This is a genomic window from Halorubrum zhoui, assembly GCF_051194155.1.
Lineage (GTDB): Archaea > Halobacteriota > Halobacteria > Halobacteriales > Haloferacaceae > Halorubrum.
Window position 1 is genome coordinate 410,249 of the sequence record NZ_JBLZNJ010000002.1, and the last position, 19,970, is coordinate 430,218.

A 19,970-nucleotide genomic window follows, 5' to 3' on the forward strand; every position below is an offset into this window, starting at 1 on the left:
GGGAGCCAGTGACCGCGACACAGGGGCGGCTCGCCGGGCTCTCCAAGTTCATCTTCCGTGCGCCGCGGTGGCCCCGGACCCTCGCGTTCGCCGTGCTCCTCGGCGGGTTGACCGGTATCGCCGTCTTCGACTCGACGAGCACCATCGGGTCGACGTATCCGGTGTTGCTCATCGGCCAGGACGCCTGGCAGGGGATCGTGTTCTTGGCTGCACCGACGGTCGTCGCCGCGCTCGCGACGACACCGGTCGACCGCTGGCTCGGGGGGAGCCTGACGCACGACCGGTCGGCACTGCTGGCGCTGTGTTGTGAGCTGTTGGTCGTCCTCGTGCTCGTCGTCGCCGGCGTGCTCGCGGCCGTGTTCGGGCTCTCACAGCGGTTCGTCTTCGACGTGCTGGTCGTCGCACTCGCGTCCATCTTCGCGGTTCGGCTGCTCGCCGTGCTCGCGGTGTCACGGCTCCCGTTGCCGCTCGCGACCGTCCCCGCCGCGGTGCAGACGGCCGCGGCCGCGGCGCTCCTCTTCGTGTACGGTGGTACCGCACGCCTCCTGCTCGACGGCGACTCGCCGTACCAGGCGTACGTCTTACGGCTCTCACGACCCGACCAGAGCCCGCCCGTGTTCGACGCGGTGACGATCGACCACTTCCTGCTCCTCGGTGCGCTGTGTCTGCTGTACGCCGTCGCCGTCTGGGGCTTTCTCGTGGGGATCGACCGGCCGTGGCGACGCAGCCTCGACGTCTCGGTGCTCGATTTTATTCACGGGTTCATCGGCTACGCCGCCGAGGAGTCCCGTGACCTCGAGCGCTTCTTCGAGCGACTGGGCCAGGACGCCGTGGTACCCGTGTCGGTGCTCTCGTTTCGCACCATCGATCGACGACCGTCGGCGGACGGCGGAAGCGGGACGGACGCCGGGGCGGACGAGGAGGTCGTCGCGTCCGACCACCTCGGCGAGGAGAAGGCCCGGGTCGTCCTCCCGATGATCCACCCGGGGCCGCTCGGTGAGATCGGTGGCGGCGACCTCCCGCGGCGGGTCGCGGTCTCCTCGGAGGGGCTCGGGTTCCCCCCCCACGCGACCGCCGGCCACGACTTCAACCTCGTCTCCGAGACGGAAGTCGACGGCGTCATCCGCGCGGCAGACCGCGTGCTCGACAGCGCGACGTACCGGCACACCGGCACCCCGCCGCAGACGGTCACGGCCGGGGAGTCGACGGTGCTCTCACAGGGGTTCGGTGACGCCGCGCTCGCCGTCTCGACGTTCGCGCCGGGCTCCGCCGACGACGTGGACTTCGCGGTGGGCCAGTCGGCGATCGCCGAGTTCCGGACCGGCGGCGTCGACGACGTCTTGCTCGTCGACGGCCACAACTCGCACACGGGGCTGTCGGGGAGCGACCTCGGGCACGTCACCCCGGGATCGAAGCGGTCGTACGACCTGTACGAGGCGGCCGCCACGGCGGGTGCGGCGGTCGCAGACGCCCCCGAGGGGACGCTCGAGTTGGGCGTCGCGTGGGCGCCGACGCCGTGGACGCCGGACGACGGGATCGGCCCGCTCGGCGTCCGGGTCGCCGTCACGCGGGTCGCCGGTGTCGAGGCCGCGTACGTGCTCATCGACGGCAACAACATGATTCCTGGGCTGCGTGCCGACCTGCTCGAGGCCGTCGGCGACGCGACCGGTATCCATCACGTCGAGGTGATGACGACGGACAACCACGTCGTGAATCGGACCCAAGCAGACAACCGGGTCGGCGAGCGAGTCGACGAGACCGAGCTGGCGCGGATCGTGCGCTCGATCGCCACCGACGCGCACGACGACCTCGAGCCCGTCGCCGTCGGCGGCGGCACCGAACGCGCCACCGTCACCGTCTTTGGCAACGACCGCACCGAGACGCTGGCAACCCAGGCCAACGCAGCGCTCTCTCTCGGTGCCGCGCTCGCGGCCGCCGTCACCCTGTTCGCGATGGCCGTGAGCATACTGTTGTTCTTTCTCGCGTGACCGAACGACACAGCGCCAGCAGCCGCCATCACACGTCCCCACCCACCTGCGATGGCGCGCGCCTCGCGGGCCGCGAAGCGTGCCCGCGAGCGCGTGCGAGGGATGAGCGAGTCGCCCATGGGCGACGAGCGAATCGGCTGGGGAGGGTGTGGCGGTAACTGGTGTCCGGCGGTCGCGCGGTCGTCTCAGCCATACGACGATGATCAACGTAGCGAATCGGCCCGGGAGGGCGTGGCCCAACGCGGGCCAAGTGAGCCGACACCGAGCAGGCGACGCACCCAGCCATTATGTTCAACGGCAGCAGAGCTACCCGCCACGTGCTGCGACGACGCCTCGTCGGTGGGCTCGGAGCCACACTCGCCGCGTGGACCGCGGGCTGTGTGTCCCCCACCGATACCCACGACGGAACGACCCCGACGGAAGAAACCGACACCACCACCACCGACACCACCAACGACACCGACACCACCACCACCGATACCACCAACGACACCGACACCACGACGGCGATGCAGCGATCACGGCCGATCCAGATCGTCGTCAGGTCGTCCGACGCCGCCACGAGGACGGTGACCCTCGAGCTGTCGACGGACACGGAGACGATTGACACCACGACCGTCGACCTCGACCCGGATACGCGAGCGGCTCTCGACACGCCGATATCCGAGCCCGGGCGTTACGAACTCACCGTCTCGGCAGACCCCGGGCCGACGACCACACGGCCGTTCGCGATCGACGACTACGACCTGCGCGCGGGGTCGAACCTAATCGTGGAGGTGGACGAATCGGAGGTGACCGTGCTACTACAAGAGTGAGGGACCCGATCGGGAGGCGCGCGGCCTCACCGCACCGCGCTACGCGGTCGTATTGCCCATCGACCCAGACCCACTCAGCCCCTCGAAGAAGCTGATGATCGCGTCGATGAGCGACTGAAGCACACCGAGGTCGACGTTGACGAGTGAGGATCCGCCGTCGCCGAGCCCGGCGAACAACAGGACCCCGGCCCCGAGCACGGCCACCGACAGCATTGTGCGATGCATATCGCATCTACAGTCACCACGAACTAAAGCCCTGTGGCGGGTCCGTCCCCGGCGTCACTAGTCGTGACGGAAACACCGCGTACCCGTGAACGCCATCGCCATGTCGTGGGCGTCCGCAGCGGCGATCACGTCCTCGTCGTTGACCGAGCCGCCGGGTTGGATCACCGCGTCGACGCCCGCGTCGGCCGCCTCTTCGATCGCGTCGGGGAACGGGAAGAACGCGTCCGACGCCATCACGGCACCGTCGGCGGACTTCCCCTCGGCGTCTGCGTCGGCTTTCATCGCCGCGAGCGTCACCGCGTCCACGCGCGACACCTGTCCCATCCCCACGCCGACCGTCTCCGTACCGGTCGCGAGGAGGATCGCGTTCGATTTGACGTGTTTGATCGTCTGCCACGCGAACGTCATCGTCTGGAGCTGGGCGGCCGTAGGCTCGCGCTCGGTCACCACCTCGAGGTCGTCGACGGTCGGCGACTGGGCGTCTCGCTCCTGGACGAGCCGACCGCCGAGGAGCGGCTTCTCGGTGAACTGCTCGCTCGGCCCGGCGTCGTCGGCGAGCGGCCCTACCTCGAGCACGCGGAGGTTCTGTTTCGCGGTGAGGACGTCGAGCGCGCTGTCGGTGTAGTCGGGAGCGACGACGACCTCCTTGAACGACTCGGCGACCGCTTCGGCGGTGTCCGCGTCACACCGTCGGTTGAGCGCAACGATACCGCCGAACGCCGACTTCGCGTCGGTCCGCAGTGCCCGGTCGTACGCGTCGGCGAGCGTCTCGCTCGTCGCACATCCCGCCGGATTGGTGTGTTTGATCACGGCCGCCGCGGGGTCGTCGAACTCGGTGACGAGTCGGAGCGCGGCGTCGGCGTCGTTGTAGTTGTTGTACCCCATACCCTTCGCGCCGGGGTTCAGCTGGTCGGCACCGACGACGGTGGCGCTCGCGCGGGTGGCGTCGGCGTACAGCGCGGCCTCCTGGTGCGGGTTCTCGCCGTACCGCAGCGTCTCGGCTCGGTCCTCGGAGACGAGACGGCGCGTGGGGAAGGCCCCGCCGACGTCGGCGTCGACGGTCACCGAGACGGGGATGCCCGCGTCCGTCGTCTCGACGTCGACGCTATCCGAGGCGAACCACCGCAGCGCCCGTGGATACGCGCTGAACTCGGCCTCGTACAGGACGCGGTCGGCGAGCGTCTCGACGTCGTCGTCTGCGTACACCGGAACGGGTTCTTGAGCGAGGATCGGGCCGTCGTCGACCGCCTCGGTGACGAGGTGGACGGTACAGCCGGTGGTTCGCACACCGGCCTCCAGCACCTGCTCGTGGGCGTCGGTCCCAGGGAAAGACGGGAGCAACGACGGGTGAACGTTGAGCGTCGGCGGCGCCGCCGACAGGAACGTCTCCGTGAGCACGCGCATGTACCCGTCGAGACAGACGAGGTCGGCGTCGTAGTCGGCCAGTCGGTCGAGAATGCGCCGTTCGTGGCTCTCGCGTGATTCGCCCGCGTCGCGCTCCACGACCTCGGTCGGGACGCGGCGCTCGGCGGCCGCCTCGAGGATCGGCGCCCCCTCGCGGTTGCTCACCACGACGGAGAGTTCGGCGCCGCCCGGCGCGACATCGTCGATGTGTCGAAGGTTTCGCCCGCGGTTGCTGGCGAGTCCGGCGATCTGCATGTGCGAACCGTCCGACCGGCCGCGTTTATCCGTTGCGGTCGAGCCCGGAGAGTGTACACGAACACGGACAGATACGGGCGTCTATCGGTCCATCTGCCGCCGACGTATCCACTTCCGTGCACGCACCGGTCGGTCGCATCGACACGCTTTTGCGCGCGCCGAGGGCAGTCGCCGACATGACCGACGACACGATCGCGGGGCTCTCCCGCTCGGATCCGCTCGCCGCCGTCTCGCCGCTCGACGGCCGGTACGCCGGGCGAACGGCGCCGTTGTCGCCGTACGCGAGCGAGGCCGGATTGATGCGCGCGCGGGTGCAGGTCGAAGTCGAGTACCTGATCGAGCTGGCGGCGCTGTCGGCGACGCCGATCGCTCTCGACGACGACGCCATCGATGCGCTCCGAGACCTGTACGAATCGTTCTCGGCCGACGACGCCGAGCTAATCAAGGCCCTTGAGGTCGACGGCGCCGCGGGATACGCGGCCACCAACCACGACGTGAAAGCGGTGGAGTACTTTTTGCGCGTGCGCCTCGACGAGTGGACCGAGAGCCCCGAATCGCCGCTACACGACGCCGAATCGCTGCACCCGTGGATCCACTTCGGCCTCACGAGCGAGGACGTGAACAACCTCGCCCAGCGGCTGCTCGTCGGGCCGGCGGTCGAGACGGTGCTCGTCCCTGCGATTCGCGACGTGCGTGACGCGCTCGTCGAGCTGGCACACGAGTATCGGGACGTACCGATGCTCGCTCGGACACACGGCCAGCCGGCGACGCCGACGACCTTCGGCAAGGAGATGGCCGTCTACGCGGCGCGACTCGGCCGCGCGCTCGGTCGAGTCGCGGACGCTCGAGCGACCCTCTCGGGGAAGCTCGCCGGCGCCTCCGGGACGTACGCGGCACACGTCGCCGCGTACCCCGAGGTCGACTGGCCGTCCGTCTCGCGGGCGCTCGTCGAGCGACTCGGACTCGAGCACATGCCGCTCGCGACGCAGGTGAACCCCTGTGACGACCTGGCAACGCTGTTCGACGCGTTACGAGGCGTTAACGACGTGCTGCTCGATCTCGACGTCGACGCCTGGCTGTACGTCTCCGACCGCTACCTCGGCCAGCGCGCGGTCGCCGGCGAGACGGGGTCCTCGACGATGCCGCACAAGGTGAACCCGATCGACTTCGAGAACAGCGAGGGGAACCTCTCGGTGGCGAACGGCGACCTGGCGCTGCTCGCCGACTACGTCACGAGTTCGCGACTCCAGCGGGACCTCTCCGACTCGACGGTGAAACGAACCATCGGCGCCGCGTTCGCTCACTGTCTGATCGGCTACTCGAAGACGGCCGACGGGCTCGAGACGGTCGTGCCGAACGAGGCCGTGATGCGGGAGGCGCTGGAGTCGACGCCCGCAGTGATCGGTGAGGCGGTCCAGACGATACTCAGGCGCGAGGGCGACACCGAGGCGTACGAGCGCGTCAAAGAACTCACCCGTGGGTCGTCGGTGACGCTCGGGGACTTCCACGAGCTCTTTGCCGAACTCGACGTGGCCCCGTCGGTTCGCGAGGAGCTCCGCGCGCTCACACCGGCGACGTACACGGGAATCGCCGCCGACCTCGCAGACGATGTCGGCGAGCCGGCGACCGACACGACGGACGCCGACGACGCGTCGTGAGCGACGGACGGACGAGCCGGACGACCGCTCGGTACCACTGTCCGAGCGGTTGAGCGACTGCCCCCGAACCACAACGCATTTTTGTCGTGCGCCGCCACCGGCGTGCGTGTCTGCCCTCCACACGCTCTCTCGTCGGTCGCTCGCGGGTCTCCCGGTGATCGGAGTCTGTTTCGAGCGGCGGACGTACGCGAACGTCGCGTACCTGATCGTCGGCGTCCCGCTCGGCCTCCTGTACTCGGTCGTCTTCGGTCTCGGGATCACGGTCGGGGCGCTCTCGAGTATCGTCGGCGTCGGGGTGGCGTTGTTGGCCGCGGTGTTGTTCGGCTCCCGGCTGGTCGCCGGCCTCGAGCGTCGGCTGGCGAACGCCGTCTGGCCGGTCGACCTCCAGCGGCCGACGGACGTGGGCGATCCAACGGGGAACGTGGCTATCCTTCGAGCGTACGTCGATGCGCCGTCGACGTGGCGCGGACTCGGGTTCCTCTCGATGCGGGTCTGGATCGCCCCGCTCGCCGCGATAGTGCTCGTCGTCCTCGCGAACGCGATCGCGGTCGCGACCGTGCCGCTGCGGTACCCCGCGACCGTGACGTTCGGCGAGCTCAACGGCGAGCCGGTGACGTGGGCGGTCGACACCGTCCCCGAAGTGGCACTCGCGGTTCCCGCCGGACTCGCCGGCGTCGTCGTCGCCGGTCACGCCGCCAACGGCGTCGGCGGCGTCGCCCGACGGATGGCGCTCGCGCTGCTCGGGTCGGAGCATCCCGAGCCGTCGTCGTAGCCTACCGAGCTGCCATCGTACCGTATCACGTCTCCACGAACTCGACGAGGACGCCGCCCGTCGACCGCGGGTGACAGAACGCGACGCGGTGCCCGCGCGCGCCGGGCCGCGGCGACTCGTCGACGAGCTCGACGCCGAGACCACGGGCGCGGTTGAGCGTCGCGCCGATCGCGTCGGTCGCGAACGCGAGGTGGTGGACGCCCGACCCCGACGCGTCGAGGTAGTCGGCGATCGGACCGTCGCCGGTCGGCTCGAGCAGTTCGAGGGTGGCTCCGCCCTCGAGCTCGACGAAGACGACGCACATGGCTTCGAGCGTCTCTTCGTGGACGACCGCTCCGTCCAAGAGTGCCGCGAACCGCTCGGCGAGGGCGTCGACGTCTCGGGTGGCGATGCCGGCGTGATGGAGACGCATACCCCGTGTGGCTTCCCGTCCGTACATAAGCTGTCGGGTCGCCGGCGGACGCGCTCTCGACGGTTCGACGAAGGGGATCGTTTGTGTGGCTCCGGCGGCAACTGATCGATAGACAGCTCGTGAGCGATCCACCACGCGACGCCTCGACGAACGCGACGAGGACGGCACCGAACGTGTCGGCGAGCAGCGTCACCGACCGCGGTACGGCCGCCGACCCACCGCCCGACACAGGCAACCAGAAGAGCTCACGGACCATCCTCGGGTCGCTCATCGAGACCGGGCTCCACGAGATGCGCCGCGAGTCGTCTGGACTCCTGCTCTCTGGGCTGTCTGCGGGCCTCGACATCGGCTTCGGACCGCTGATGATGGCGGTCGTGTTGACGCTGTCGCCGGGGAGCTACGGCGACCTCGGCACCGAGTTGTTGTTGGCGGTCGTCTACTCGATCGGGTTCATCTTCGTCATCCTCGGTCGCTCGGAGCTGTTCACCGAGCACACGACCCTCGCGGTCGTACCGGTCATCGACGGGCAGGCATCACCCCGACAGCTGGCACGGCTCTGGGGGCTCGTGTACGCCGGCAACGTCGCCGGGGGCGTCGCGTTCACGCTGCTCGTGAGCCTCCTGATACCCGAGCTCGGCGTCGTCTCGCCGGCGGCCTTCGAGACGATAGCGAACAAGCTCGTCACCCACTCGCTGACGTGGCTCTTCGTCGGCGGTATCTTCGCCGGCTGGCTGATGGGACTGCTCGCGTGGCTCGTCACCGCGGCCCAAGAGACGACGAGCCGGTTGATCCTCATCGTCGTCGTCACCGCCACGATCGGACTGCTCCACCTCCCGCACTCGATCGCCGGCAACGTCGAGGTGCTGTTCGGGCTGTTCACCTCGCCGGCAATCGGCGTCGCCGACTACCTCGCGTTTCTCGGGCTCGCGACCGCAGGCAACGCCGTCGGTGGAGCCGTATTCGTCGCGCTGTTGAAGTACGGACACGTGGTCCGCGGGGCGAGCTGAGTCGACCCGACACCTCACCGGTTCGGCGTGTACTCGCCGAACTCGTCGCGAAAGACGTCGCTTATCTCCTGGACCGTCGCGTACGCTTTCACCGCCTCGAGGATCGGCGGGAGGACGTTGTCCTCGCCGCGCGCCGCCGCCCGGACGGCGTCGAGTGCGTCGTCGACGGCCGCGTCGTCGCGGTCGCGTTTCACCGCCGCCAGCCGATCGCGCTGGGCCGCTTCTTGCTCCGGATCGACCGCTTCGAGGTCCATCTCCGGCTCCTCGTCGGCCTCGAAGGCGTTGACGCCGACGATGACCCGCTCGCCGGCTTCGATCTCGCGCTGTCGCTCGAAGGCGACGTCCTGGATCTGGCGTTCGACCCAGCCGCTCTCGATGGCCGCGAGCGCCCCGCCGCGACGGTCGACCTCCTCGACGATATCGCGGGCGGCCGCCTCGAGTTCGTCGGTGAGCGACTCGACGTAGTAGGACCCCGCGAGCGGGTCGATCGTGTCTGCGGCGCCGGACTCGTGTGCCAGGATCTGTTGGGTCCGCAGGGCAGTCCGAACGGACTCCTCGGTCGGAAGCGCGAGCGCCTCGTCTTTGCCGTTGGTGTGGAGACTCTGAGTGCCGCCGAGGACCGCTGCGAGCGCCTGATACGCGACCCGCACGACGTTGTTCTCGATCTGCTGGGCGGTGAGCGTCGACCCGCCGGTTTGGGTGTGGAACTTGAGCTGCGTCGAGGCGGGGTCGTCCGGGTCGAACCGCTCCTCGACGAGCCGCGCCCACAGCCGCCGGGCGGCGCGGAACTTCGCGGCCTCCTCGAAGACGTCGTTGTGCGAGTTAAAGAAAAACGAGAGCTGTGGGGCGAACGCGTCGACGTCGAGCCCAGCGTCGACCGCGGCCCTCACGTACTCGAGCCCGTTCGCCAGCGTGAACGCCACCTCCTGGGCGGCCGTCGACCCCGCCTCGCGGATGTGGTACCCGGAGATGGAGATGGGGTTCAGCTTCGGCACCTCCTCGGCACAGAACGCGAAGACGTCCGTGATGAGCCGCATCGACGGCTCCGGAGGGTAGATGTAGAGGTTGCGCGCGACGTACTCTTTCATGACGTCGTTCTGGACGGTGCCGCGGAGGTCGGTGCGGTCGACGCCCTGTCGGTCGCCCATCGCGACGTACATCGCGAGCAGGATCGCCGCCGGCGCGTTGATCGTCATCGACGTCGACACCTGGTCGAGGGGGATCCCCTCGAACACCGTCTCGAAGTCGGCGAGCGTGTCGATGGCGACGCCCGAGCGGCCAACCTCTCCGGCCGCCATCGCGGCGTCTGAGTCGTACCCCATCTGTGTCGGCAGGTCGAACGCCATCGAGAGCCCCGACGACCCCTCGTCGATGAGGTAGCGAAACCGCTCGTTCGTCTCCGCTGCCGTCCCCATGCCCGCGTACTGACGCATCGTCCAGAGCCGACCGCGGTACATCGTCGAGTAGACGCCACGCGTGTACGGCGGCTCGCCCGGGACCCCCACGTCCTCGCGGTAGTCCGCGTCCGCGCGGTCCACCGGGGTGTAGAGCGCGTCGACGGACCGACCGCCGGTGTCGGTCGTAAACGACGCACGCCGCTCGCCGAACCGGTCGACGGCGTCGCCGTACGGGCCGTCCTCCCACGCCCGCTTCGCGTCCCGTATCGCGGCCAGTTCTTCCGGATCGTACATTACGATCACGCTCGCCCGACCGCGACTTAACCGTTGTCCGTTCGGTCCCACCGCGCCGGAAGCGCCAGAACCGCCAGTCGTTAGGGGCTCGCGCGCGGAAGGAACACCGTGACTACCGAAACGATGCGTGCGATGCGGGTGCCGGCGGCCGGCGAACCGTTCGAGGCAGTCGAGGTCCCGATTCCCGAGCCGTCGGCCACGGAGGTCCGCGTCGCCGTCGAGGCGTGCGGCATCTGCCACAGCGATGCGTTCGTCAAGTCCGGGGCCCATCCCGCCGTCGAGTACCCGCGGATCCCGGGCCACGAGATCGCCGGCCGGATCGACGCGGTCGGCGACGACGTCGAGCGCTGGGAGCCCGACGACCGTGTTGGGGTCGGCTGGCACGGTGGACACTGTTTCACCTGTGACCCGTGTCGACGCGGCGACTTCCAGGGGTGTGAACGCGGCGATATCACCGGGCTGACGTTCGACGGCGGGTACGCCGAGTACGCGACCGTCCCGGCGGAGGCCGTCGGCGCGATCCCCGACGCGCTCGGTGCCGTCGAGGCGGCTCCACTCCTGTGTGCTGGTATCACGACGTTCAATGCGCTGCGAAACGCCGAGGCCGACCCAGGCGATCTCGTCGCCGTCCAAGGGATCGGCGGACTCGGCCACCTCGGCCTCCAGTACGCACACGAGATGGGCTTCGAGACGGTCGCGCTCTCTCGGTCGGCCGACAAGGAATCGCTCGCGACGTCGCTGGGGGCTGACCACTTCGTCGACACGAGCGAGCGCGACGCCGGCGAGGCGCTGCAGTCGCTCGGGGGTGCCCGCGTAGTGCTTGCGACTGCCCCGTCTGCGGACGCCATCGCCGCGGCGGCCGCCGGCATCGGCCGTGACGGATCGCTCGTCGCGGTCGGCGTGCCGGACGAGTCCGTCGAGGTCGACGTGCAACACCTCGTCGGCACCCGAGGGGCTGTCGAGGGGTGGGCCTCCGGACACGCCGCCGACTGGGAGGACACCCTGGCGTTCAGCGCCCTCCGGGACGTGACGCCCACGGTCGAGACGATGCCGCTCGAGGAGGCCGGGGCCGCCTACGAGCGCATGCTGGCGAACGACGCACGGTTCCGGGTCGTCCTCGAACCGTAGTCCGACGACGAGGGGACGCCTCCCCGACTGCGCGGCCGATCAGACGCTTTGAAGTCGCCCACCACGAGAGGGGAGATATGCCAACCGGCGACCGGCGCGTGTTGCTCGTGGGAGCGCTCGGAGCGGTCGTCGTGCTCGCCGTGTTGTTCACGCTCGTGGGGCCGACGGCCGTGTTCGAGACGCTCGCGGCTGCCGACCGCCGGCTCGTCGCCGTCGTCGTCGGGTTCGCGCTCGTTTGGCTCGCCGCCTGGGGACTCATGCTGCGGGCAGTTCTCGCCTCGTTGAGCGTCGAAGTGCCGACACACACCGCGATCGTCGTCTACGTCGGGGCGGTGTTCGCGAACAACGTGACGCCGTTCGGGCAGGCCGGCGGCGAGCCGGTCGCTGCGCTGCTCATCTCGAAGGTCTCCGACTGCCGGTACGAGACCGGGCTCGCCGGGATTGCGAGCGTCGACGTACTCAACGTCGTCCCCTCGCTCTCGCTCGTGTTCGTCGGCGTCGGGTACTACGCAACCACCGCGGCCGTCGGCGATCGGCTCGTGACGGCCGTGACGTCCGCGGTCGTCGTTATCGGAACCGTCGTCGCCGTACTCGCGCTCGCCTGGCGGTACCGCGAGGCGCTCGTCGACCGCCTCCCGGCCGTGATCGCGCCGATAGTCGGCCGGGTAACTCGCGGTCGGTCCGACCCCGATACGCTCGAAGACGGACTCAGTGAGCGGCTCGAACGCTTCTTCGCGGACGTCGAGCGGGTCGGGACCGACCGCCGGCAGCTCTCGGTCGTCGTTGGCTTATCGCTTGTCGGGTGGCTCGCGCAGGCCGCCGCGTTGACCGCTGCCTTCGCCGCGATGGGCCAACCCATCCCGCCACACGTGGTGGTGTTCGCGATCCCGCTGGCGAACCTCGCCGGGGCGACACCGCTTCCCGGCGGACTCGGCGGCATCGAGGCCGCGTACGTCGCGCTGCTCGTCCCGACGACCGGCGTGGCCGCCGCGACGGTCACGGCCGCCGTGCTCGTGTTTCGTGGGGCGACGTACTGGATGCCGGTCGTACTCGGCGGGGTCGTCACGGCCGCCTTCGGCGTCTCGGCGGTTCGTGCCGACTGAGCGCGGGCGCCGTGGCCGCCGGTCGCCTCGAGTGACCCGGCTCACTCGACCGGCCGGAACCGGAAGCCGTCCCACGACTGGCTGGCCGGCTCGCGAATGCCCGCCTCGGGGTCGCGCAGCTCCGCGACGTAGACCGGCTCGACCCGGTCGCCGATGGCGACGACCTGCGCGTCGGTTCCTGGTTGCTCCTCGCTAGCGTCCTCGCCGTCTGCGGCTTCGTCGTTGGGGGTACCCTCGTCTGCGCTATCATCGTCAACGACGACCTGACCGAGCGCCCGGACCGGCGGCCCGTCGTACGACGCGCCGAGGTCGAACTCGACGATAGCGAGCGTGTTCGGCTGCCTGACGCCCGGTGGCGTCGCCGTCGACGTCGTCCACGTCACCACGTGTGCCTCGTACTCGCGGAGGTCGAGCGTGTCGGTGCGCTCGGCGCCGTCGGGACCGACCGGGTGTGACGGGTACGTGACCGATCCGTCGGCGTACACCGCGGCCTCGAACGGCGGCGCGTCGTCGGTCATTGGGCCCCCTCCACGACGGTCGTCGTCACACAGTTGCCGAACCCGCCGACGTTACACGCGAGGCCGACGTCCGCGTCGACCTGGCGCGGTCCCGCGGTTCCTCGCACCTGGTTGACGACCTCGTACACCTGTGCGACCCCACTCGCGCCGAGCGGGTGCCCCTTCGATTTGAGGCCGCCGGAGGTGTTGATCGGGAGGTCGCCGTCCCGCTCGGTGACGCCGTCCTCGACCGCACGCCAGCCGGCACCCTTCTCGAAAAAGCCGAGGTCTTCGCTCTGGAGGAACTCGAGGATCGTGAACATGTCGTGGAGCTCGGCGACGTCGACGTCGTCCGGGCCGACGTCGGCCATCTCGTAGGCGATCGCGGCCGAGTCGCGGACGCCGCCCATCGTCGTGAGATCTGCCCGTTCGTGGACGACGTGGGTGTCCGTCGCCCCGCCGATCCCCGAGATCACGACGTACTCATCCTCGTTGACGTACTCGTCGGCCACGGAGACCGGACAACAGACGAGCGCGGCCGAGCCGTCCGTGATCGGACAGAAGTCGTACAGCCGGAGCGGGTCGGCGACGATCGGGGATTCGAGGACCGTCTCGAGGTCGACCTGCTTTCGAAACTGTGCGTGGGGGTTGTCGACCCCGTTGGCGTGGTTCTTCACGGCAACCTTCCCGAGGCTCTCACGGGGGGCGTCGTACGTCTCGAGGTAGTGTCTGGCGGTGAGTCCGGCGAACGACGGGAGCGTCACCCCGTGTTTGTACTCCACCGGGTGGGTGAGCGAGGCGATCACGTCCGTCGCCTCGGCGGTCGACCGGTGGGTCATCTTCTCACCGCCGACGAGGAGCGTACAGTCGCTCACGCCGGAGGCGACCGACTGCCACGCGGCGTAGACGCCGGCGCCCCCGGACGCCGACGTCTGGTCCACGCGGGCGGTGTAGGCGGGCGTGGCCGCGAGGTCGTGTGCGAGCGCGTTGGCGACGCCCGTCTGTCCCTCGAACTCACCGCTGGCCATGTTCGAGACGTAGAGGTGATCGAGGGCTGCGCCCGTGACGTTCGCGTCGGCCAGCGCGGCCTCGCCGGCCTCAACGAGCAGCTCGCGGAGCCACGCGTCGCGCTGCCCGAACTGGGTCATCGACGCGCCGATGATCGCTACGCGTTCCATAGGCTCGGGTCCGGCGGGCGAGTCAAAAGCGTACCCTTCTCGTCGTCGGCCCGGGCGGTTACTCGCTCCGACGGCCGGCGTGACCCGGGTAGTCGCGCTCGAACCGAGCGCCCAGTTCGTCGTGGTCGAGACGGATTACTACCGGTCGGCCGTGTGGGCAGGCGTATGGGTTCGAACAGTCGTCAAGTCGGTCGAGGAGGTCGACGACCCGGCCGTCTGTCAGCGACGTGTTACCCGTGATCGAGGGGTAACACGCGAGGTCGGCGAGCAGCTCGTCGATCGCGTCGGCGACCACGGGCGCGTCGGCGATGGTGTCGGTGGCTCCCGCAGGTCCGCCGGCGTCCGCGTCACGTTCCGCGGCCGCGTCGGCGGCGAACTCGGCGAGAACGTCGCGCAGAAGCGTCGGGTCGAGCGTGGTGTCGAAGACCGCGGGGACGGCCTCGACCGTGACTTCGCGCTCGTCCGTTCGCTCTGCGCGGAAGCCGACCGCGTCGAGGTCCGCGAGGAACTCGTCGAACAGCGCGGCTTCTCGCGCGGTCAACGCGACGGTCACCGGTTCGGCGAGCGCCTGGGCCGCGGGACCGTCAGCGAACGCGGCTCGAAGGCGCTCGTAGTGCACCCGCTCGTCGGCTGCGTGTTGGTCGATCAACACCAGTCCGTCGGGTGCCTCCGCGACGACGTAGGTGTCGTGGAGCTGGCCGAGCACCCGCAGCGACGGGAGCGAGTCGTACGCGCGCTTAGTTCCGGTCTCGTCGCCGTCGAGAGTGTGTTGGGTCGGTTCGGTCCGTCGCGTCGTCCCCGCGTGACGGTCGGGCGTCTCGGCTGCGTCGGGTCGTACCGCCGGGTCGGCCCCCGAGACCGTCTCGGCTTCGTCGGATTGTGCCACTGAATCGGTCTGTGAGACCGATCCGCGAGCAGCCGATTCGGTGGTCGACCCGTCCGTGTCCGTGAGCGCTCCCGGCCGTGTGGCGTCCGGTGGCTCGGTGTCGCTGGACGTGTCGGTTCCGCTGGACGTGTCGGTTCCGCTGGACGCGTCGGTTCCGCTGGACGTGTCGACGTCACCACTCGCGTCGACGTCGTCACGCGTCGCCTCCGACACCGGCGTCTCCGCTCCGGGGAGTCCGTCGACCGACCACGCCTCGTTGTCGTCCGGATCGAGCGCTTCGGCCTGGCGACCGGAGCCGCGCTCTGACGGTGTCGTGTCAGTCGCATCTGCGGTGTCAGTCGAGTCTGTGGTGTCCGTCGCGTCTGTGGTGTCCGTCGCGTCTGTGGTGTCCGTCGCATCTGCGGTGTCCGTCGCGTCGTCGGGGTCGCGTCCGGGTGCGCCTGCGGCACCGCCGAGGACCTCGTTGGTCGGGCTCTCTGGAGCGACGTCGACCTCGTCGGGTGCCGACTGGCCACGCGGGGCTGTCGACCGGATCAGGCCGTGGTCGAGCAGCGCCGACTCGACGGCCGACTCGACGGCCGACCGCACCGCCGCCTCGCGGTCGAACCGGACCTCGAGTTTGCGGGGGTGTACGTTCACGTCGACGTCGGCCGGCGGGACATCGACGAAGAGGACCGCGAACGGGTACCGGTCCGGCGCGAGTTGACCGCCGTAGGCGTCGAGCACCGATTCTCGAAGCGCACCCGCGGTGACGTACCGTCCGTTGACGTACGTGGTGAGGTAGCCGCGGCTCGCGCGCGTCGTCTCGGGGTGTGAGACGAGTCCTGCGACGCGACGCACCGGCTGATCGGCATCGGCACCATCGTCACCATCCCGTGTGTCGTCGCCACTCGGCGCATCGTCGCCACCCGGCGCATCGTCGTCGCCCGGCGTCCACTCGACGTCGATCATCGACTCGGCGACCGGCCGGCCGTAGACGGCGAGGACCGCAGAGCGGCGGTCGTCGTTGCCTTCCGTGGCGAACGTCTCGCGGCCGTCGTGCTCGAGTGAGACGGCGACGTCCGGGTTGGCGAGCGCGTAGCTCGAGACGACCGTGTTGACGTGGTCGAACTCGGTCGTCACTCGCTTGAGGAACTTTTTTCGCGCGGGAGTGTTGAAAAAGAGGTCCTCGACCTCGACGGTCGTCCCAATGGGACAGCCGACGGGCCGAACCGTGCCGACCTCGCCGCCCTCGACGGTGACCTCGGCGCCGGCATCCGCGCCGGGCGGGCGCGAGCGAACGGTCAGCCGCGAGACCGCACCGACCGTGTACAGCGCCTCGCCTCGGAATCCGAGCGTCCCGACGCCGGCTTCGAGGTCGTCGATGTCGGCGATCTTCGAGGTGGCGTGTTCGGCGACTGCTGCCTCCAGCTGGTCGGCCGGGATCCCGACGCCGTCGTCGCGAACGCGGATCCCCTCGGTGCCGCCCGCCTCGACCGCGACGGCGACGCGGCTCGCACCCGCGTCGAGGCTGTTTTCGACCAGCTCTTTCACCACGCTCGCCGGGCGCTCGACCACCTCGCCGGCGGCGATCCGCTGGACCGTCTGTTCGTCCAACCGCTCGATCTCCGGCGGCTCCATCACTGCCCGTCACTCCGCACAGCGCCTACTTGAACTCGTCCCCCGCGTCGTCGTCATCTCCGCTTCGTCTCCCGCGTCGTCGCTCCCCAGAGGTCGCCTCGATATCCGGTTCCGCGAGCGCTAGGATTATGCCGTCACCGCTCGTGCTGTTTTAGCACATGTCACAACAGTCCGTTCAAGAGGAGCTACACGTCGACCAGTACACGCTCGGGCTCGTCGGGCCCGACCAGGAGTGGGCCGGGACCGTCGCCGACGGTGGGCGCGTCACGACGTACACCCCGCCGGGCTGTTGGGGTCCGATGGTCACTCCCTCGTTCCGTGGCGGCCACGAGGTGACCCGGCCGATCCGCGTCGAGGGGGCGTCCGTCGGCGACGCGGTGGCGATCCACATCCGTGACGTCGAGGTGACGAGCATGGCGACGAGTACCGGGTCGATGGCCGAGCGGGAGGCGGCGTTCGAGGACGACCCGTTCGTGGACCACCGCTGTCCCGAGTGTGGGACGACGTGGCCGGACTCCGTCGTTGAGGGCACCGGCGAGGACGCGATCCGCTGTGCGGAGTGCGGCGCAAACGCCTCCTCGTTCGGCTTCGAGTATGGGTACACCGTGGCGTTCGACCACGAGAACGGGGTCGGCGTGACCCTCGACGCCGACGGGGCCCACGAACTCGCCACCGACGCCGAGTCCGTGATGGACATCCCGGAGAACGCCCGCCAGCATCCGATACTGCTGTACGAGCCCGACGGGATGCCGGGGACGCTCGGCCGACTCCGACCGTTCGTCGGTAACATCGGGACGACGCCGCCGGTGACCATCCCTGACTCACACAACGCCGGCGACTTCGGACAGAGTCTGATCGGTGCCGACCACGACTACGGCGTCGAGACCGAGGCCGACCTCGAACAGCGGACCGACGGCCACATGGACGTTCCCGAGGTCCGTGCGGGCGCCACGCTGATCTGTCCGGTCGCCGTCGACGGCGGCGGCATCTACGTGGGCGACCTCCACGCGAACCAGGGTGACGGCGAGCTCTCGTTGCACACGACCGACGTGAGCGGCACCGTCACGATGGACGTCGAGGTGATCCACGACCTCGAACTCGACGGGCCGATCCTCTTGCCGAACGAGGAGGACCTGCCATTTATCAGCGAGCCGTACGACGACGCCGAGCGCGAGGCCGGGGTCGCGCTCGGGGCCGACCACGGGGTCGACGTTGAGACCGAGATGGCGCCGGTCCAAGTCATCGGGTCGGGTGCGACGGTCAACGACGCCACGCAGAACGCCTTCGACCGGGCGGAGACGTTGTTCGACATGAGCGAGGGTGAGGTTCGCGCCCGGTGTACGTTCACCGGTGGGGTGCAGATCGGTCGGCTGCCGGGCGTGGTCCAGCTCGATATGTTGGTTCCGAAGCCACTGCTCGCAGCCCGTGGACTCGACGAACTCGTCGAGACGCAGTACGGAGCCTGAGACGAACCATCACCACCACACCGCAGTCGATCCGGTCTCGACCCACAGACCGCTTCCGATGGCCGGCACGAGGCGATCTCTCAGGAACGAGGATCGGCATCCGCGGTGGCGCGCGCCTCGTGGACCGCGACAGCGTGTCCACGAGCGCGTGCGAGGGATGAGTGAGGGAGCGAAGCGACCGAGCGAATCGGCTGGGGAGGGTGTGGCCAATTGGTGCCCGGGTGTCGTGCGATCGTGTTCGTCACGGAATTGCTACCACACACGTACGGAATCGGCTGGGGAGGGTGTGGCCAACTGGTGCCCGACCGTCGCAGCGTCGCCCCATCCACACGACCGCTCTCACACCCGCATAGAATCGGCCCCGGAAGCCGTGACTGAAACGTGTGCCTGGGTGTCGCGCGGTCGTGGTCGTGAGCGCGCGGCTCACCGGGGTCCGCGTGTCTCGGAGTCGTGACGACCGAGCCGCCTGCGTGTCGTCCTCATCGCACACCGAGTGCAGTCCGGAGGTCACGGCGGTACGACACCCACACGAGCGCGACCGTCACGACGGGGGCGACTGGCACGACGGCGAGGAGCCCGGCACCGGTTCCGACGCCGAAGCGCCCCGCGAGCCCGAGGCCGACCCACAGCGTCGCGAACGCAGCGAACACCAACAACCCCCCGGTGACCCGCCGGTCCTCGTGACCGAACAACACCCCACCGGTCGCGCTCACGGCCGCGAGCAGGTGGAAGAACGCGCCGAGCGGCCAGACGCGAATCGACGCCGGGAGGCGTCCGAACGCCCGAGGCTGGTCGAAAAAGTACGTCCAGATCGGATAGAGACCGACGCCACCTGCGGAACCGGCCGCGCCGACGTTGACGAGCCCCCACAGACTCACCACCGTGGGCTCGCCACCGCCGAGCGCCGGGACGACGGCCACCGGAACGACGAGCAGCGTGACGATCGCAGCCAGCTCTCTCCGACCAGAGAGCGTGGGCGACGACTCCCGAGACATACCGGCTCGTAGCTTCGGCACCCGCTTAACTCGGCCGGTCGGTACCGGCTCATCGAAGCGCGACTACTCGGCTGGCTCGTCGAGCGGGGTCTCCGCGACCGGCTCGAACTCGTCGTAGTGGACGACCTCGTCGACCGGTCGGCGGGCCTTTCGCTCGTTTTCGACGTCGGCGGCGTCTTCGGCCGGGTACCCGAGCGTGACGAGCATCACGGGCTCGTAACCGTCCGGAACGTCGAACGTCTCGACGAGCGCCTCGGGGTCGAACCCCTCCATCGGGCAGCTCGCGATGCCGTGGTCCCACGCGGCGTACATCAGCGTCATCGCAGCGAGGCTCGTCGACCGGGTGGTCCAGATTCGGCGTTCGTCCACCGGCTGTGCGCCGATCCCGTCGACGTTCTCCAGCAGGGCGTCACGGACCTCCTCGTTCGGAATGTACCCCTTCGCGAGCCAGTCGTCGAACACCGGCTCGGCGTGGGCGGTGGGGTCGGTGTTTCCGAGCACGACGACTGCGGTGTCGGCGGCGGTGACGTGTTCTTGATCGAACGCGACCTCACGAAGCGCCTGCTTCTTCTCGGGGGCACGAAGCGCGAGGAACTCCCACGGCTGGAGGTTGTATCCAGAGGGGGCGAGCGTGGCGGCTTCGAACACCGCGTCGAGGGTGTCGCGGTCGATCGGTTCGTCGCTGTACTCGTGTACGGAACGGCGGGTCGAGACGACGTCTTCGAACTCCATCGTCGGTACGTAGGCGACCCACTGATATACCCCACGTGCTACCGGCAGCCGACTCTCGTTGGTGGTCGGCGACGCGTCGGTCGGGTTGATGACTCGTCGGTCAGATCGACGACGCGCCGGTCTGATCGACGACGCGCC

General features: G+C 69.3%; 17 protein-coding genes. 8 read left to right on the forward strand and 9 right to left on the reverse strand.

The genetic code is table 11. The features are described from left to right. Nucleotides 1–8 precede the first annotated feature (8 nt). The gene (locus tag ACNTAO_RS03860) at nucleotides 9–1,988 is read left to right on the forward strand and encodes a DUF2070 family protein (RefSeq protein ID WP_435160631.1); all 1,980 of its coding nucleotides are present in this window, start codon (nucleotides 9–11) and stop codon (nucleotides 1,986–1,988) included. A 317-nt stretch (nucleotides 1,989–2,305) separates the two neighbouring features. Continuing rightward, entirely contained in the window at nucleotides 2,306–2,803 is a 498-nt protein-coding gene (locus ACNTAO_RS03865; protein WP_435160632.1) for an Ig-like domain-containing protein, read from the forward strand. Between the two features lie 39 nt (nucleotides 2,804–2,842). Here the strand turns inward: ACNTAO_RS03865 and ACNTAO_RS03870 are convergent, their stop codons facing one another. After that, nucleotides 2,843–3,028: a hypothetical protein gene (locus ACNTAO_RS03870; protein ID WP_435160633.1), complete on the reverse strand. Its 186-nt coding sequence runs from the start codon at nucleotides 3,026–3,028 to the stop codon at nucleotides 2,843–2,845. Between the two features lie 57 nt (nucleotides 3,029–3,085). Further along, a complete protein-coding gene (gene purN / locus ACNTAO_RS03875; RefSeq protein WP_435160634.1) occupies nucleotides 3,086–4,687 on the reverse strand; it encodes a phosphoribosylglycinamide formyltransferase in 1,602 nt (533 codons plus the stop codon). Nucleotides 4,688–4,863: 176 nt separating this feature from the next. Here purN and purB point away from each other — a divergent pair, with 176 nt between their 5' ends. Then, nucleotides 4,864–6,345, forward strand: a complete 1,482-nt coding sequence (purB, locus tag ACNTAO_RS03880) for an adenylosuccinate lyase (RefSeq protein WP_435160635.1) — start codon at nucleotides 4,864–4,866, stop codon at nucleotides 6,343–6,345. Nucleotides 6,346–6,451: 106 nt separating this feature from the next. Beyond that, the gene (locus ACNTAO_RS03885) at nucleotides 6,452–7,117 is read left to right on the forward strand and encodes a sensor domain-containing protein (RefSeq protein ID WP_435160636.1); all 666 of its coding nucleotides are present in this window, start codon (nucleotides 6,452–6,454) and stop codon (nucleotides 7,115–7,117) included. Between the two features lie 25 nt (nucleotides 7,118–7,142). Here ACNTAO_RS03885 and ACNTAO_RS03890 read toward each other — a convergent pair whose 3' ends face one another. Further along, nucleotides 7,143–7,529 carry a VOC family protein gene (locus ACNTAO_RS03890; RefSeq protein WP_435160637.1) on the reverse strand — a complete coding sequence of 129 codons (387 nt, stop codon included), beginning with the start codon at nucleotides 7,527–7,529 and terminating at the stop codon, nucleotides 7,143–7,145. 254 nt (nucleotides 7,530–7,783) lie between these two features. Between ACNTAO_RS03890 and ACNTAO_RS03895 the strand changes: the two genes are divergently transcribed. Further along, complete coding sequence (locus tag ACNTAO_RS03895) at nucleotides 7,784–8,536, forward strand: formate/nitrite transporter family protein (protein WP_435160685.1); 753 nt, start codon at nucleotides 7,784–7,786, stop codon at nucleotides 8,534–8,536. Nucleotides 8,537–8,550: 14 nt separating this feature from the next. On the opposite strand, the gene ACNTAO_RS03900 is transcribed toward ACNTAO_RS03895, so the two are convergent. Then, nucleotides 8,551–10,227 carry an acyl-CoA mutase large subunit family protein gene (locus ACNTAO_RS03900; RefSeq protein ID WP_435160638.1) on the reverse strand — a complete coding sequence of 559 codons (1,677 nt, stop codon included), beginning with the start codon at nucleotides 10,225–10,227 and terminating at the stop codon, nucleotides 8,551–8,553. A gap of 123 nt (nucleotides 10,228–10,350) precedes the next feature. On the opposite strand from ACNTAO_RS03900, the gene ACNTAO_RS03905 reads away from it, so the two are divergent. Both ACNTAO_RS03905 and ACNTAO_RS03910 read left to right on the forward strand, forming a co-directional pair. Then, a complete protein-coding gene (locus ACNTAO_RS03905; protein WP_435160686.1) occupies nucleotides 10,351–11,355 on the forward strand; it encodes an alcohol dehydrogenase catalytic domain-containing protein in 1,005 nt (334 codons plus the stop codon). Between the two features lie 77 nt (nucleotides 11,356–11,432). Then, the gene (locus ACNTAO_RS03910) at nucleotides 11,433–12,458 is read left to right on the forward strand and encodes a lysylphosphatidylglycerol synthase transmembrane domain-containing protein (protein ID WP_435160639.1); all 1,026 of its coding nucleotides are present in this window, start codon (nucleotides 11,433–11,435) and stop codon (nucleotides 12,456–12,458) included. Nucleotides 12,459–12,499: 41 nt separating this feature from the next. On the opposite strand, the gene ACNTAO_RS03915 is transcribed toward ACNTAO_RS03910, so the two are convergent. Genes ACNTAO_RS03915 through mutL form a run of 3 tightly spaced genes read right to left on the reverse strand, consistent with a single transcriptional unit; the run spans nucleotide 12,500 to nucleotide 16,639 of the window. Continuing rightward, nucleotides 12,500–12,976: a PhlB family protein gene (locus ACNTAO_RS03915; protein ID WP_435160640.1), complete on the reverse strand. Its 477-nt coding sequence runs from the start codon at nucleotides 12,974–12,976 to the stop codon at nucleotides 12,500–12,502. Beyond that, nucleotides 12,973–14,133: a thiolase family protein gene (locus ACNTAO_RS03920; protein WP_435160641.1), complete on the reverse strand. Its 1,161-nt coding sequence runs from the start codon at nucleotides 14,131–14,133 to the stop codon at nucleotides 12,973–12,975. The genes ACNTAO_RS03915 and ACNTAO_RS03920 overlap by 4 nt, the downstream gene beginning before the upstream one ends. A 58-nt stretch (nucleotides 14,134–14,191) precedes the next feature. Continuing rightward, complete coding sequence (mutL, locus tag ACNTAO_RS03925) at nucleotides 14,192–16,639, reverse strand: DNA mismatch repair endonuclease MutL (RefSeq protein WP_435160642.1); 2,448 nt, start codon at nucleotides 16,637–16,639, stop codon at nucleotides 14,192–14,194. A 158-nt stretch (nucleotides 16,640–16,797) separates the two neighbouring features. Between mutL and ACNTAO_RS03930 the strand changes: the two genes are divergently transcribed. Next, the gene (locus tag ACNTAO_RS03930) at nucleotides 16,798–18,105 is read left to right on the forward strand and encodes an acetamidase/formamidase family protein (RefSeq protein ID WP_435160643.1); all 1,308 of its coding nucleotides are present in this window, start codon (nucleotides 16,798–16,800) and stop codon (nucleotides 18,103–18,105) included. Between the two features lie 479 nt (nucleotides 18,106–18,584). Here ACNTAO_RS03930 and ACNTAO_RS03935 read toward each other — a convergent pair whose 3' ends face one another. Further along, nucleotides 18,585–19,100: a TIGR04206 family protein gene (locus tag ACNTAO_RS03935; protein WP_435160644.1), complete on the reverse strand. Its 516-nt coding sequence runs from the start codon at nucleotides 19,098–19,100 to the stop codon at nucleotides 18,585–18,587. A gap of 63 nt (nucleotides 19,101–19,163) precedes the next feature. Beyond that, on the reverse strand, nucleotides 19,164–19,832 hold the full coding sequence (locus ACNTAO_RS03940) for a nitroreductase family protein (protein ID WP_435160645.1): 669 nt from the start codon (nucleotides 19,830–19,832) through the stop codon (nucleotides 19,164–19,166). Nucleotides 19,833–19,970: the final 138 nt, after the last annotated feature.